The sequence below is a fragment of the Cryobacterium sp. BB736 genome, from assembly GCF_014980265.1.
GTDB lineage: Bacteria > Actinomycetota > Actinomycetes > Actinomycetales > Microbacteriaceae > Terrimesophilobacter.
The window spans coordinates 423489-437790 of sequence record NZ_JABXWQ010000004.1 but is presented as its reverse complement, the minus strand read 5'-3'; the positions used below and the strand labels follow the sequence as shown (position 1 = coordinate 437790).

Sequence of the window (14302 nt, the reverse complement as noted above, 5' to 3'; positions counted from 1 at the left end):
TTTAGAGGATGGCTTTTTCGGTAGCAATAGCCGGCGCAAGCGGCTACGCAGGCGGCGAACTGCTGCGTCTGCTCGCGGCACACCCTGAACTCGACGTGCGAACGGTCACCGCGAACCAGAACGCCGGCCAGCCGCTGCTCGCGGTGCACCCGCACCTGCGCTCCTACGAGAAGCTCGTGCTGCAGGAGACCAAGCCCGACCTGCTCGCCGGCCACGACGTCGTCTTCATGGCGATGCCACACGGCAAGTCCGGCGCGCTGACCGAGAGCCTTCCCGCGTCCACGCTGGTCATCGACTGCGGCGCCGACCACCGGCTGACGAGCGAAGAGGACTGGGCGAAGTTCTACGGCGGCGAGTACCACGGGGCATGGACCTACGGACTTCCAGAGCTGGTGCTCGGCGACGGCAGCAAGCAGCGCGACCGGCTCGCCGGCGCCCATCGCATCGCGGTACCCGGATGCAACGTCACGGCGATCACGCTGGGACTGGCTCCCGGCATCCGGGATCGGGTCATCATGGCCGACGATGTGGTGGCCGTGCTCGCGGTCGGCACCTCCGGCGCGGGTAAGAGCCTGCAGCCGCACCTGCTGGCAAGCGAGATCATGGGCTCGGCTAGCGCCTACGCGGTCGGCGGCGTGCACCGACACACTCCGGAGATCCGCCAGAACCTGACCGCGGCGGGCGGGCGCAACGTGACCGTCTCCTTCACACCGGTGCTCGTGCCGATGTCGCGCGGCATCCTCGCAACGTCAACAGCGCGCCTGGCACCGGGCATCAGCGCCGCCGAGGCGCGCGCGGCATGGGAGCGCGCATACGAGGACGAGACGTTCGTGCGGCTGCTGCCGGCAGGGCAGTTCCCGAAGAGCTCGGACACCGTCGGCGCCAACACCGCGCTGGTCGGTTTCGCGGTCGACGAGGCAGCCGGCCGGGTCGTGACGGTCACCTCCATCGACAACCTCACCAAGGGCACCGCGGGCGCGGCGATCCAGGCAGCAAACGTCGCGCTCGGGCTGCCGGAGGGCACCGGGCTCCCGCTCAACGCGGTGGCGCCGTGACTGTCACCACGCCGCTCGGCTTCGAGGCTGCTGGCGTCGCTGCCGGGCTGAAGGCGTCCGCGGCTCTGGACCTCGCGCTTGTCGTGAACCGCGGCCCGCGTCAATCAGCCGCGGTCGTGTTCACGAGCAACCGGGCGAAGGCCAACCCGATCCTCTGGTCGGAGCGGGTGGCAGCCAACGGCACGGTCTCTGCCATCGTGCTCAACTCCGGCGGGGCGAACTGCTTCACCGGGGAACAGGGCTACCGCACGACAGAGGCCACCGCGCAGGCGGTGGGGCGTGCGCTCGCGGTGTCGCCCGACGACGTGCTGGTGTGCTCCACCGGGCTGATCGGCGAGCAGCTCGACCTGCAGAAGCTCGAGTCCGGGGTCGACGCGGCCGCGGGCGGGCTCAGCCGCGACGGTGGCCGGGACGCCGCGCACGCGATCATGACCACCGACTCGCGCCCGAAGCAGGCGCTGCACCAGGGTGAGGGCTGGTCGATCGGCGGGATGGCGAAGGGCGCGGGCATGCTTGCCCCGGCCCTCGCGACGATGCTCGTCGTGCTGACCACCGACGCCGACCTGGAAGCAGAAGAGCTGGACGAGGCGCTGCTGGGCGCGGTGCGCGTGAGCTTCAACCGGTTGGACTCCGATGGCTGCACCTCCACCAACGATCAGGTGACGTTGCTGGCATCCGGAGCGTCCGGCATCCGCCCGACGGTGCGCGAGTTCACCGACGCGCTGACCGCGGTGTGCCTCGACCTCGCCACCCAACTCATGCAGGACGCCGAGGGCGCCAGCCACGACATCACGATCGAGGTGCGCGGCGCCGCGACCGAGGACGACGCGGTCGAGGTGGGCCGCTCAGTCGCCCGCAACAACCTGTTCAAGACCGCCGTGTTCGGCAACGACCCGAACTGGGGCCGGGTACTCGCGGCCATCGGCACGACGAGCGCCGACTTCGACCCGTACGCGGTCGACGTCACCATGAACGGCGTGCGGGTCTGCCACGCCGGTGCTCCCGACGAGCCGCGCGACCGTGTCGACCTCACGCCGCGCGACCTGCACCTCGTGATCGACCTGTTCGCAGGCGAGGCGACAGCCACCGTGCTCACCAATGACCTCACGCACGACTACGTGCACGAGAACAGCGCCTACTCCAGCTGATGACCGACTGGCTCAGCGATCACCACGGCGAGACGGTCGTTGTGAAGTTCGGCGGCAACGCAATGGTCGATGCCGAGCTCGGACGCGCGTTCGCCGAGGACATCGTCGCGCTCAAGCGCGCCGGCCTGACGCCGGTGGTGACCCACGGCGGCGGCCCGCAGATCTCCGCGGCGCTCGAGGCGCGCGGCATCCAGAGCGAGTTCCGGGGTGGGCTGCGCTACACGACACCGGATGCCGTGCTCGTCGTGCGCGATGTGCTCGCCAGCATCGGCCGCGAGCTCGCCGACCGGATCGCAGAGGCGGGCGAGCAGGCGGAAGCCATTGTCGGTGACGAGCGGTCACTGTTCCTCGGCGCGAAGCGCAACACCATGGTTGACGGCGAGCCGGTCGATCTCGGTCAGGTCGGCGATGTCGTCGAGGTCGACCCGGTGACCATCGCGGAGACGATCGGAGCCGGCCGCATCCCCGTCATCTCCGCGATCGCCCTGGATCGGGATGCGCGCGGCAGCCTGCTCAACGTCAATGCCGACTCGGCCGCGGCATCCGTCGCCATCGCCCTTGGCGCTGACCGGCTGATCATCCTCACTGACGTGCCCGGCCTCTACGGCGACTGGCCGAACCGCGACAGCCTGATCCGCGAACTGGACGCCGCGGCGCTCGAGCGTCTGCTTCCCAGCCTCGAATCTGGCATGATTCCAAAGATGACCGCGTGCCTCCACGCGGTCAGGGGCGGCGTTGCCCGGGCCGCCATCATCGACGGCACCACCAGTCATCCGCTCACGCGAGAGCCCTTCGGCGTCAGCGGCACGACGATTGTCGAAGGGTCAGGGCAGGCAACATGAGCACGTGGCTTCAACGGCACTCCACCGCGATGATGGGCACCTTCGCCCCACCGCTGGCGGTGCTGGAGCGAGGAGTGGGCACCCACGTCTGGGATGTCGACGGCAAGCGCTACCTCGACTTCCTGGCCGGCATCGCCGTCAACTCGCTTGGGCACGCGCATCCGGCGCTCGTGGACGCCGTTAGCAGCCAGATCGCGACGCTCGCGCACGTGTCCAACTACTTCGCGACGCCGTCGCAGATCCGGCTCGCTGAGCGGCTGCGCGAGATCAGCGGCGCGGGTGAGCAGGGGCGGGTGTTCTTCGGCAACTCCGGCACCGAGGCGATCGAGGCGGCACTCAAGCTGGCCAGGCTGAACACGCGGGGCGGGTCGCGCCCGCGCATCCTGACCTTGGGCGGGTCGTTCCACGGCCGCACCATGGGCGCGCTGTCGCTCACCGGCCAGCCGGCGCTGCAGAAGGACTTCGCACCGCTGGTGCCGGGTATCGAGCACATCCACACGAGCATCGAGGCTCTCGAGACGGCGATCGGACCGGATGTCGCGGCGCTGTTCCTCGAGCCGGTCAAGGGTGAGGCGGGCGTCGTCGACCTGCCGGACGGGTTCCTGCAGCGCGCGCGCGAGCTCACGAGCGAGCACGGCGTGCTGCTGATCATCGACGAGATCCAGACCGGCATCGGTCGCACCGGTGCCTGGTTCGCGTTCCAGCACGCCGGGATCATCCCGGATGCGATCACCATCGCCAAGGGCCTCGCCGGCGGTGTGCCGATCGGCGCGCTCGTGACCTTCGGTGAGGCATCCGACCTGTTCCGGGCGGGCCAGCACGGCAGCACGTTCGGCGGGAACCCGCTCGCGGCGACGGCAGGCTTGGCGGTGCTCGACGAGATCGAGGCTTCCGGGCTGATGGAGAACGCCATCCGGCGCGGTGATGAGCTGCGTGATGTCATCCGCGCACTCGACTCGGACCTGGTCGCCGAGGTGCGGGGCAGGGGACTGCTGATCGGCGTCGGCCTCACCAGGCCGGTCGCCAAGGAACTCTCCGCCGCTGCGCTCGCGAACGGCTTGATCATCAACGCGGCGAACGAGAGCAGCATCCGGATCGCGCCGCCGCTGATCATCGGCGACGACGACATCGCCGAGTTCCGTGACCTGTTCGCGCGCTCGCTGGAGGTGACACAGTGACCCGGCACTTCCTGCGCGACGACGACCTCAGCCAAGCGGAGCAGTTGGAGATTCTCGAGCTGGCTAGCCGGCTGAAGCAGGATCGCTTCGCCGAGCGCCCGCTGGAGGGGCCGCGCACCGTCGCGGTGGTGTTCGACAAGTCATCGACGCGCACGCGTGTCAGCTTCGCCGTCGGCATCGCCGAGCTCGGCGGCAACCCGCTCATCATCACGACCGCGAACAGCCAGCTCGGCGGCAAGGAAACCCCGGCCGACACCGCGCGCGTGCTGGAGCGGCAGGTCGCCGCGATCGTCTGGCGCACCTTCGCGCAGGCCGGGCTGGAGGAGATGGCCAACGGCACGCGCGTGCCCGTCGTGAACGGGCTGTCCGATGACTTCCACCCGTGCCAGCTCCTCGCCGACCTGCTCACCATCCGGGAGCACCGGGGCGAGCTCGCCGGGCAGACCGTGACCTTCGTCGGCGACGGCTCGTGCAACATGGCGCAGTCGTACCTGCTCGCCGGTGCCACCGCCGGGATGCACGTGCGCATCGCGGCCCCGGCCGACTACGCGCCGACGCCATCCGTGATCGCCGATGCGGAGCGGGCAGCCGAGCGCACTGGCGGTTCGGTCGCGGTGTTCACCGACCCGCAGCAGGCGGTCGCGGGCGCCGACGTCGTCGTGACCGACACCTGGGTGTCGATGGGGCGCGAGGCCGAGACGGCTGCGCGCCTGGAGCAGCTCAGCCGCTACCAGGTGAACGCCGAGCTGATGGAGCTCGCAAAGCCCGACGCGAACTTCCTGCACTGCCTGCCCGCCGACCGCGGGTTCGAGGTCAGTGCAGACGTCCTGGACGGGCCGCGAAGCCTGATCTGGGATGAGGCGGAGAACCGGCTGCACGCCCAGAAGGCGCTGCTGGTGTGGCTGCTGCGACAGGCGTAACCACGAATCCGCGCGGAACTCTTCGCCGAGTTGCCCACTTCGGCCCCACTTTCCGCGGGATTTAGGGGCGGAAGTGGGCAACTGGGTGCGCGAGGACCGCCGGAGCGCCAAGGTGGCGGACCGTAGACTTGAACGCGAAATCTTGAAGGAGAACCATGTCAGAACGTGTTGTGCTCGCTTACTCTGGGGGTCTTGACACCTCGGTCGGCATCGGCTGGCTGAAGGATGCGACCGGCAAGGAGGTCGTCGCCCTCGCGGTTGACGTCGGCCAGGGCGGCGAGGACATGGATGTCATCCGTCAGCGCGCGCTCGACTGCGGCGCGGTCGATTCGGTCGTCGTCGACGCGAAGGACGAGTTCGCAAACGACTACCTGATGCCGGCGCTCAAGGCCAACGCGATGTACCAGAAGCAGTACCCGCTGGTCTCCGCGCTCTCGCGCCCGCTCATCGCCAAGTACCTGGCGGCGACCGCGCGCGACCTCGGCGCCAACAGCGTCGCGCACGGCTGCACCGGCAAGGGCAATGACCAGGTGCGCTTCGAGGCCGCTGTCGCGGCCGTCGCGCCCGAGCTGACGAGCATCGCGCCGGTGCGCGACCTCGCGCTCACCCGTGACAAGGCGATCGTCTACGCCGAAGAGAACAACCTGCCCATCGAGCAGTCGAAGAAGAGCCCCTATTCGATCGACAAGAACGTGTGGGGTCGCGCGGTGGAGACCGGCTTCCTCGAGGACCCGTGGAACCCGCCGATCGAGGACATCTACGAGTACACGCAGGACCCGGCCGTCATCAAGGACGCCGACGAGGTCATCATCACCTTCGAGGCAGGCATCCCGGTCGCCATCGACGGCACGCGACTTAGCGCGCTGCAGGTGGTCGAGCGGATGAACGAGCTCGCGGGCAAGCACGGTGTCGGCCGCATCGACATCGTCGAGGACCGGCTGGTGGGCATCAAGAGCCGCGAGGTGTACGAGGCACCGGGCGCCGTCGCGCTCATCGAGGCTCACGAAGCCCTCGAGAACCTCACCCTCGAGCGCGACCTGGCCCGCTACAAGCGGCGCGTTGAGGCCGAGTGGGCCGAGCTCGTCTACGACGGCCTCTGGTTCTCCAGCCTGAAGCGCTCCCTTGACGTCTTCATCGACGACACGCAGAGGTACGTGAGCGGCGACATCCGGATCAAGCTGCAGGGCGGCCGCGCCGTGGTGACCGGGCAGAAGAGCGCGCAGAGCCTGTACGACTTCGACCTGGCCACCTACGACACCGGCGACACGTTCGACCAGTCGCTGTCGAAGGGCTTCATCGAGCTGTGGTCGCTGCCGAGCCGCATCTCGGCGCGCCGCGACCAGGCGGACCAGCAGTAGCGATGACGGAGACCGGCGGCACCAACGAGGGCGCCCTCTGGGGCGGTCGGTTCGAGTCAGGGCCGTCGCCCGAGCTCGCGGCGCTGAGCCGGTCCACTCACTTCGACTGGCAGCTCGCAGAGTATGACATCGCCGGTTCGCGCGCGCACGCCAAGGCGCTGGCCGCCGCGGGCTACTTGAGCGCTGACGAGCTGGAGCGGATGCTCGACGCGCTCCAGAAGCTGCAGACCGGAGTCGAGAATGGCACGGTGCTCCCGCAGCCATCCGACGAGGACGTGCACGGGGCGCTCGAGCGCGAGCTGATCGCGCTCGCCGGCCCCGAGCTCGGCGGCAAGCTGCGCGCCGGTCGGAGCCGTAACGACCAGATCGCAACCCTCGTGCGCCTCTACCTGCTAGATCACGCGAGCGTGATCCGTCACCAGGTGATCCAGCTGGTCGACGCGCTCGCCGCGCAGGCCGATGCGCATCCGGATGCCGTCATGCCGGGGCGCACGCACCTGCAGCACGCGCAGCCGGTGCTGCTCGCGCATCACCTGCTCGCCCACGCGTGGCCGCTCGTGCGCGACCTCGAGCGCCTGCGTGACTGGGCGGCGCGGGCATCCGTGTCGCCGTATGGATCCGGCGCGCTCGCCGGCAGTTCGCTGGGGCTCGACCCGGCGCTGGTGGCCAGCGAGCTTGGGCTCAGCGGGCCGAGCGAGAACTCCATCGACGCCACCGCGGCCCGTGATTTGGTGGCCGAGTTCGCGTTCGTGTGCGCGCAGCTTGGCGTCGACCTGTCGCGCTTCGCCGAGGAGATCATCCTGTGGAACACGCGCGAGTTCGGTTTCGTCACCCTCGATGACGGCTACTCGACCGGCTCGTCGATCATGCCGCAGAAGAAGAACCCGGACATCGCCGAGCTCGCGCGCGGCAAGGCAGGCCGGCTGATCGGCAACCTGACCGGGCTGCTCGCGACCCTGAAGGGGCTGCCGCTCGCGTACAACCGCGACCTGCAGGAGGACAAGGAGCCGGTCTTCGACTCGGTGCAGACCCTCGAGGTGCTGCTGCCCGCCTTCACCGGCATGGTCGCGACCATGCGATTCAACACCGAGCGGATGGCCGAGCTCGCGCCGCAAGGCTTCTCATTGGCGACGGATGTCGCGGAGTGGCTGGTGAAGCGCGGCGTCCCGTTCCGGGATGCGCACGAGATCAGCGGCGCGCTCGTCAGGTTCTGCGAGCAGCACGGGGTCGAGCTGCACGAGCCCAGCGACGAGCAGCTCGCGTCGATCTCCACTCACCTGGCGCCGGAGGTCCGCAGCGTGCTGTCGGTTGGCGGCTCGATCGCCAGCCGGGACGGCGTAGGCGGGACTGCTCCCGCCCGCGTCGCCGACCAGCTGGCCGCACTCACCGCGCGCGTCCGGGCCCTCGCCTGACGCGATGTTCGACCGCGAGCTTCTGACCCGGCCGGCCCTCGAGGTGGCGCCGTACCTGCTCGGCTCGGTGATCAGCAAGGACGGCGTCAGCGTGCGCATCACCGAGGTCGAGGCGTACCTCGGAGCGATCGACCCCGGTTCGCACGCGTTCCGCGGCAAGAGCAACCGCAACCAGGTCATGTTCGGCGAACCCGGGCACCTGTATACGTACTTCACGTACGGCATGCACACGTGCGCCAACGTGGTCTGCTCGCCGGAAGGGGAAGCATCCGGATGCCTGCTGCGAGCCGGCGAAGTCATCGAGGGCATCGAGTTGGCGCGTGAGCGCCGCCACACCACCAAGGGCGACGCCGACCTGGCCCGCGGCCCCGCGCGTCTCACCGTCGCCCTCGGCATCACTCTCGACGACGGCGGCACCGACCTCGAAGACGGAGCCGTCCGGTTGCACCTCACCGGCAAGCCGGCGACCGAGTTCGCGACCGGGCCACGCACGGGCGTGTCCGGGCATGGGGGCACGGATGTCTTCCCGTGGCGGTTCTGGGTTCCCGGCGACCCGACGGTGTCACCGTACAAGCGGCACGTTCCGAAGAAACGCTGACCCAGCTTCGAAACCGCGCAGATTCCTTGACGCTGGCAACGGTCAGCGGCGATGCTCATGCCATGGCAAAGGTTGAGCACTTCGAGATCCCCGCGGATGACGTCGAGCGCGCGAAGGCGTTCTACGGTGGCGTATTCGACTTCCAGTTCGACGACTGGGACGAGGACACCGTCATGATCAAGCCCGGCGGCGAGGACAGCATCGGTGGTGACATCCACAAGCGCAGCGCTATTCCGCATCCGACTGTTGTGATCACCGTCGACGATCTGGACGAGACCATGGCGGCCGTTATCGCCAACGGCGGCGAGCAGGTCGGGCAGGTCATGCCGCTGGGGGAGACAGCTCGCTACGCCTACTTCAGGGACTCCGAGGGCAACATCGTCGGCATCTACGACAGCCGCGCGTAACCGGAATTCAACCTAGAACGCGAGCACGATCGGCACCGCGCAAACGCCCGCCCAGATGAAGCTCGCGAGGGTGCCGATGATGAACCGCTCGCGGGCTTCCGCGTTCTCGAGCTCGGAGAATCGGCCGAGGCCCTTGATCGCCACTACGACCGCGACCGCGGCGAACTGCCCGGCGAACGCCGAGCCGACGATCGCGAACCGCTCGAGGAAGCCGATCGTCATGCCGCCGCGCAGGATCTCCCGTTCGCGCGGCTGATCGTCCTCGTCCTCGTCATCCTTGGGGCCGACGAGAATTCCGCCGTGATCGCCGAGGTGCTCGCTGCCGCGGGTTGCCAGCCGCAGCACGAGTGAGACGATCGGCGAGCCCGCGATGACGGCGAGCGCCAGCAGGCCGATCGCGCTCGAGACGATGAATCCGAAACTCGGGGCGGTGCGCATCCCGTCGACGAGCGCCCAGAGGATCCACACCGCGACGAATCCGACGCACGGCACCGCCAGCCAGTCCTTGCCGGACCGGCTCGCGAACACCGCGAGCACGATGGCCGCGATCAGCAGCAGCGTGACGGTGATCCAGAGCACGTAGTTCAGCACTTCCATGCGTGGTCCCTCCCGGTGTCAGAGCCTAACCCGGGCGATCACGCGGTCAGGGATTGCTTGCGGCAAGGCCGAGATTGTCGAGCAGGCGCGTTAGGGCGGGGATGGCCGCCTGCTCGGCCCGCAGTTCCGCCGCCAGCGCGCGCTTGCTGGCGGCCTGCGGGGTGATGCCGAGCTGCTTCGCGGCAGCAGCCTGGGTCATCCCGGCCGAGACGAGGTCCACGATCTCCCACCCCTCGTCGCTGCGGCGGGAGCGGAGCACGAGCAGCAGGTCGATGAGAGCCTCGGCATCCGGTGCGCTCCCATGTGTGCCCTCGAGCGCGAACCGGGTCTGCCGCCGCTTGGCGCGATCGACCGCGGCGCGCGCAGCGACGAAAGCGTCGCCGGTGGTTTCCCGGATGCTGCGGGGGAGCGGCTCGGCGACGGCACCGACTCCGCAGCCGACGCTCCAACGGCCGCTCCGGGTCAGCTGCAGCACGACATCGAGCGCGGTCTCGGCCCTGTCGACCAGCAGCTGCAGCTCATCACCGGCGGTTCGATCGGCGGCCAGCGTGAGCTGTTTCTTCAGGCGCTTGTTGAGGTCCGCGACGACCTCACCCACGAGGTCGCGGGTGCTGCGGCTGTCGACCTGATCCGCGGTGATGACAAACATCCGCTCCTCCATCAAACTCGGCGACTTGATTCGACAAACTCAACCCTACAAGCATGATTTGAGCAGATCAACCATTCAGTATTGATTATCGATTCGCTGCTAGCGTTATTGCCGTGTCAGACATCGCAGCATCCGAAGTCCTCGATTCACAGCGCAACGATGACAGCTTCCCCGACATCTGGGAGGAGCTGCTCTGGCGCGGACTCGTGCACGTCTCGACTGACGTCGGCGAACTGAAGACCCTGCTCGCGGGGGAGCCGATCACCTACTACTGCGGCTTCGACCCGACGGCGCCGAGCCTGCACCTCGGCAACCTCGTGCAGATCCTGTTGCTGCGCCGGCTGCAGCTGGCCGGGCACAAGCCGCTCGGCCTGGTCGGCGGATCCACCGGACTCATCGGCGACCCCAGGCCCACGGCCGAGCGCACCCTCAACACCAAGGACACCGTCGCCGAGTGGGTGCAGAACCTGCGCGGACAGATCTCGCGGTACCTCAGCTTCGACGGCGAGAACGCCGCGCGCATCGTGAACAACCTCGACTGGACGGCGCCGATGTCGGCGATCGACTTCCTGCGCGAGGTGGGCAAACACTTCCGGGTCGGCACCATGCTGAAGAAGGACGCCGTGAGCGCCCGGCTGAACTCGAGCGAGGGGATCAGCTACACCGAGTTCAGCTACCAGGTGCTGCAGGGCATGGACTTCCTCGAGCTGTACCGCAACTACGGCTGCGTCCTGCAGACCGGCGGCAGCGACCAGTGGGGCAACCTGACCAGCGGCACCGACCTCATCCGGAAGGCCGAGGGCGTCTCCGCGCACGCGATCGGCACGCCGCTGATCACCAACAGCGACGGCAGCAAATTCGGCAAGAGCGAGGGCAACGCCATCTGGCTCGACGCCGAGATGTGCAGCCCATACCGCTTCTACCAGTTCTGGCTCAACACCGATGACGCCGACGTCATCTCGCGGCTCAAGGTGTTCACCTTCCTCAGCCGGGACGAGATCGAGGAGCTCGAGCGGGCGGTAGCCGACGAGCCATTCAAGCGTGCGGCCCAGAAGCGGTTGGCCGTCGAGGTGACGACCATGGTGCACGGGGTGGATGCGACGGATGCTGCCATCGCGGCATCCGAGGCGCTGTTCGGCCGGGGAGAGCTCGACTCCCTGGACGCGGCCACTCTCGCCGCTGCGATCGAGGAGCTGCCGTCGGCGCAGGGCGGACCGGATGCCTCCGTCGCGCAGCTGCTCGTCGACACCGGGCTCACCGCGAGCCTGGGGGAGTCGCGCCGTGCCATCGAGCAGGGCGGCGTCTACGTGAACAACCAGAAAGTCACCGAGGACGCGCCGATCGGCGACCGCGTGCTCGCCGGCGGGATCGCGGTGCTGCGTCGCGGCAAGAAGACCCTCGCGGGCGTGCGCGTCAGCTGACCTGCTGTGCCCGGCGCCGCCGCGCGCATCCCCGCTCGCGCGGGTGTTCCTTCCACGCGCGGGTCTGATTCGACCCGCGCGTGAGTGTTCGACCCGCGCGAGCCATTCGCGGTTGGATGATGAGCCTCGCGAGGGGGTGGGCCACCGGGCGCCGGCTCCGCCAGCGCGGGTGTTCTGTGTTCGCGCGGGTGTTGCAGCACCCGCGCAGGAACACAACACCCGCGCGACCCGATCTGCCGCGAGTCGGGCCGAAATCCGCCCCCCGCGAAGGTAAACGCCGCCCCACCAGCCACTTTCCAAACGGGGTCGAAAACCTGAGCCGGGCCGACACGCCCGGGATGCCGCGGTGATTTGCACGAAGCGCCAAAAGCCCCGTAATGTTCTTACTTGTCACCCCAAAGGTGCGGAAGAGCCGAAGCGCTCTCCGGCCTCAAGCGGGACCGAAACCATCAGCCTAACGGCACACAAAAGCACTTGATGCGATGTGGTCGGCAAGCTACGATGGAAAACCCACTCCAGGAGAAACAGCCTCCCGCAGCGGAACGGATCACCAAGATCCGCAAGCCGCTCGATTAGGCGAGAACCCCTGTGGGTGGTAGGCTAGAGCAGTTGCCCTAAAACGAGACCGGAAGGTCAGATTCTAGGCGCGCCCGATCCTTGAGAACTCAACAGCGTGCACATGTCAAATGCCAAAAACCTCGTTGGCTGACTTCGGTCAGTCAAAGAGATTCCTTTGGAAAAAATTAAGACAACAAACAAATGTCAGCAATGATGTTTGTTCTTGTCAGTATCAAACTTGCAGCCCGTTCGCCCTTTCCGGTGGACAGGTTGCACTAGATGTGCCGGCAGCTTGCTGCCGTGCAATCAAACATTTACGGAGAGTTTGATCCTGGCTCAGGACGAACGCTGGCGGCGTGCTTAACACATGCAAGTCGAACGATGAAAGCTGGAGCTTGCTCCGGCTGGATTAGTGGCGAACGGGTGAGTAACACGTGAGTAACCTGCCCTTGACTCTGGGATAACCGCCGGAAACGGTGGCTAATACCGGATACGAGCTTCAGTCGCATGACTAGGAGCTGGAAAGAATTTCGGTCAAGGATGGACTCGCGGCCTATCAGCTAGTTGGTGAGGTAACGGCTCACCAAGGCGACGACGGGTAGCCGGCCTGAGAGGGTGACCGGCCACACTGGGACTGAGACACGGCCCAGACTCCTACGGGAGGCAGCAGTGGGGAATATTGCACAATGGGCGAAAGCCTGATGCAGCAACGCCGCGTGAGGGACGACGGCCTTCGGGTTGTAAACCTCTTTTAGTAGGGAAGAAGCGAAAGTGACGGTACCTGCAGAAAAAGCACCGGCTAACTACGTGCCAGCAGCCGCGGTAATACGTAGGGTGCAAGCGTTGTCCGGAATTATTGGGCGTAAAGAGCTCGTAGGCGGTTTGTCGCGTCTGCTGTGAAAACCCGAGGCTCAACCTCGGGCCTGCAGTGGGTACGGGCAGACTAGAGTGCGGTAGGGGAGATTGGAATTCCTGGTGTAGCGGTGGAATGCGCAGATATCAGGAGGAACACCGATGGCGAAGGCAGATCTCTGGGCCGTAACTGACGCTGAGGAGCGAAAGCATGGGTAGCGAACAGGATTAGATACCCTGGTAGTCCATGCCGTAAACGTTGGGAACTAGATGTAGGGTCCATTCCACGGATTCTGTGTCGCAGCTAACGCATTAAGTTCCCCGCCTGGGGAGTACGGCCGCAAGGCTAAAACTCAAAGGAATTGACGGGGGCCCGCACAAGCGGCGGAGCATGCGGATTAATTCGATGCAACGCGAAGAACCTTACCAAGGCTTGACATATACCGGAAACGGCTGGAAACAGTCGCCCCGCAAGGTCGGTATACAGGTGGTGCATGGTTGTCGTCAGCTCGTGTCGTGAGATGTTGGGTTAAGTCCCGCAACGAGCGCAACCCTCGTTCTTTGTTGCCAGCACGTAATGGTGGGAACTCAAAGGAGACTGCCGGGGTCAACTCGGAGGAAGGTGGGGATGACGTCAAATCATCATGCCCCTTATGTCTTGGGCTTCACGCATGCTACAATGGCCGGTACAAAGGGCTGCAATACCGTAAGGTGGAGCGAATCCCAAAAAGCCGGTCTCAGTTCGGATTGAGGTCTGCAACTCGACCTCATGAAGTCGGAGTCGCTAGTAATCGTGGATCAGCAACGCCACGGTGAATACGTTCCCGGGCCTTGTACACACCGCCCGTCAAGTCATGAAAGTCGGTAACACCCGAAGCCAGTGGCCCAACCGCAAGGAGGGAGCTGTCGAAGGTGGGATCGGTAATTAGGACTAAGTCGTAACAAGGTAGCCGTACCGGAAGGTGCGGCTGGATCACCTCCTTTCTAAGGAGCATCTGACCAGGCTTGCCTGGTCCAGAGCCACTACTCGAGCGAATGTTTCGAGGTGGTTAGCTCATGGGTGGAACTTTGACATGGTCGGCGCTGAGATCGCCGGCACCCAGTACGTCCCGCTTGCGGGACTGGAAAAGTGCCACGAGCTCGACACCGACAAGCACGCTGTTGGGTCCTGAGGGACCGGGCCTCACCGAAAGGTGGGAAACGAATCCTCTGGACCCTTTCGTCGACCTGGTCTAATCCAGGCGCGTAAGGGTACCGCCCGTAATTTGAGAACTACACAGTGGACGCGAGCATCTTAGATATAGGGA

At 66.6% G+C, this 14302-nt stretch carries 12 protein-coding genes and 1 rRNA gene; 11 read left to right on the top strand and 2 right to left on the bottom strand.

The genetic code is table 11. From position 1 onward, the window contains the following. Positions 1-8: 8 nt before the first annotated feature. From argC to IRG63_RS11520, 9 genes are all read left to right on the top strand, one after another. Positions 9-1055, top strand: a complete 1047-nt coding sequence (argC, locus tag IRG63_RS11560) for an N-acetyl-gamma-glutamyl-phosphate reductase (protein WP_193510211.1) — start codon at positions 9-11, stop codon at positions 1053-1055. Next, complete coding sequence (argJ, locus tag IRG63_RS11555; RefSeq protein WP_193510210.1) at positions 1052-2203, top strand: bifunctional glutamate N-acetyltransferase/amino-acid acetyltransferase ArgJ; 1152 nt, start codon at positions 1052-1054, stop codon at positions 2201-2203. The genes argC and argJ overlap by 4 nt, the downstream gene beginning before the upstream one ends. Beyond that, positions 2203-3045: an acetylglutamate kinase gene (argB, locus tag IRG63_RS11550; RefSeq protein WP_193510209.1), complete on the top strand. Its 843-nt coding sequence runs from the start codon at positions 2203-2205 to the stop codon at positions 3043-3045. Before argJ ends, argB begins: the two co-directional genes overlap by 1 nt. Further along, the gene (locus IRG63_RS11545; RefSeq protein WP_193510208.1) at positions 3042-4223 is read left to right on the top strand and encodes an acetylornithine transaminase; all 1182 of its coding nucleotides are present in this window, start codon (positions 3042-3044) and stop codon (positions 4221-4223) included. The genes argB and IRG63_RS11545 overlap by 4 nt, the downstream gene beginning before the upstream one ends. Next, positions 4220-5143 (top strand): ornithine carbamoyltransferase, encoded by a 924-nt coding sequence (gene argF / locus IRG63_RS11540; RefSeq protein ID WP_193510207.1) that lies wholly within the window; start codon positions 4220-4222, stop codon positions 5141-5143. Before IRG63_RS11545 ends, argF begins: the two co-directional genes overlap by 4 nt. A gap of 155 nt (positions 5144-5298) precedes the next feature. Then, positions 5299-6501 (top strand): argininosuccinate synthase, encoded by a 1203-nt coding sequence (locus IRG63_RS11535; RefSeq protein WP_168627617.1) that lies wholly within the window; start codon positions 5299-5301, stop codon positions 6499-6501. Positions 6502-6503: 2 nt separating this feature from the next. Further along, a complete protein-coding gene (gene argH / locus IRG63_RS11530) occupies positions 6504-7913 on the top strand; it encodes an argininosuccinate lyase (RefSeq protein WP_193510206.1) in 1410 nt (469 codons plus the stop codon). A gap of 4 nt (positions 7914-7917) precedes the next feature. Next, positions 7918-8511: a DNA-3-methyladenine glycosylase gene (locus tag IRG63_RS11525; protein ID WP_193510205.1), complete on the top strand. Its 594-nt coding sequence runs from the start codon at positions 7918-7920 to the stop codon at positions 8509-8511. A gap of 62 nt (positions 8512-8573) precedes the next feature. After that, positions 8574-8918 carry a VOC family protein gene (locus tag IRG63_RS11520; RefSeq protein ID WP_168627613.1) on the top strand — a complete coding sequence of 115 codons (345 nt, stop codon included), beginning with the start codon at positions 8574-8576 and terminating at the stop codon, positions 8916-8918. A 12-nt stretch (positions 8919-8930) separates the two neighbouring features. Here the strand turns inward: IRG63_RS11520 and IRG63_RS11515 are convergent, their stop codons facing one another. Together IRG63_RS11515 and IRG63_RS11510 are read right to left on the bottom strand one after the other, a co-directional pair. After that, positions 8931-9515 carry a hypothetical protein gene (locus IRG63_RS11515; protein ID WP_227412056.1) on the bottom strand — a complete coding sequence of 195 codons (585 nt, stop codon included), beginning with the start codon at positions 9513-9515 and terminating at the stop codon, positions 8931-8933. A 46-nt stretch (positions 9516-9561) separates the two neighbouring features. Next, complete coding sequence (locus tag IRG63_RS11510; RefSeq protein WP_193510204.1) at positions 9562-10164, bottom strand: DNA-binding protein; 603 nt, start codon at positions 10162-10164, stop codon at positions 9562-9564. Between the two features lie 122 nt (positions 10165-10286). Between IRG63_RS11510 and tyrS the strand changes: the two genes are divergently transcribed. Further along, positions 10287-11585 (top strand): tyrosine--tRNA ligase, encoded by a 1299-nt coding sequence (gene tyrS / locus IRG63_RS11505; RefSeq protein ID WP_370566254.1) that lies wholly within the window; start codon positions 10287-10289, stop codon positions 11583-11585. Between the two features lie 871 nt (positions 11586-12456). Then, positions 12457-13979 (top strand): 16S ribosomal RNA (locus IRG63_RS11500). Positions 13980-14302 lie beyond the last annotated feature (323 nt).

Bases quoted from the DNA above. Each gene is read 5' to 3' on its own strand.
- argC (WP_193510211.1), top strand. From the start codon at position 9: ATGGCTTTTTCGGTAGCAATAGCCGGCGCAAGCGGCTACGCAGGCGGC.
- argB (WP_193510209.1), top strand. From the start codon at position 2,203: ATGACCGACTGGCTCAGCGATCACCACGGCGAGACGGTCGTTGTGAAG.
- IRG63_RS11545 (WP_193510208.1), top strand. From the start codon at position 3,042: ATGAGCACGTGGCTTCAACGGCACTCCACCGCGATGATGGGCACCTTC.
- IRG63_RS11535 (WP_168627617.1), top strand. From the start codon at position 5,299: ATGTCAGAACGTGTTGTGCTCGCTTACTCTGGGGGTCTTGACACCTCG.
- argH (WP_193510206.1), top strand. From the start codon at position 6,504: ATGACGGAGACCGGCGGCACCAACGAGGGCGCCCTCTGGGGCGGTCGG.
- IRG63_RS11525 (WP_193510205.1), top strand. From the start codon at position 7,918: ATGTTCGACCGCGAGCTTCTGACCCGGCCGGCCCTCGAGGTGGCGCCG.
- IRG63_RS11520 (WP_168627613.1), top strand. From the start codon at position 8,574: ATGGCAAAGGTTGAGCACTTCGAGATCCCCGCGGATGACGTCGAGCGC.
- IRG63_RS11515 (WP_227412056.1), bottom strand. From the start codon at position 9,515: ATGGAAGTGCTGAACTACGTGCTCTGGATCACCGTCACGCTGCTGCTG.
- IRG63_RS11510 (WP_193510204.1), bottom strand. From the start codon at position 10,164: ATGTTTGTCATCACCGCGGATCAGGTCGACAGCCGCAGCACCCGCGAC.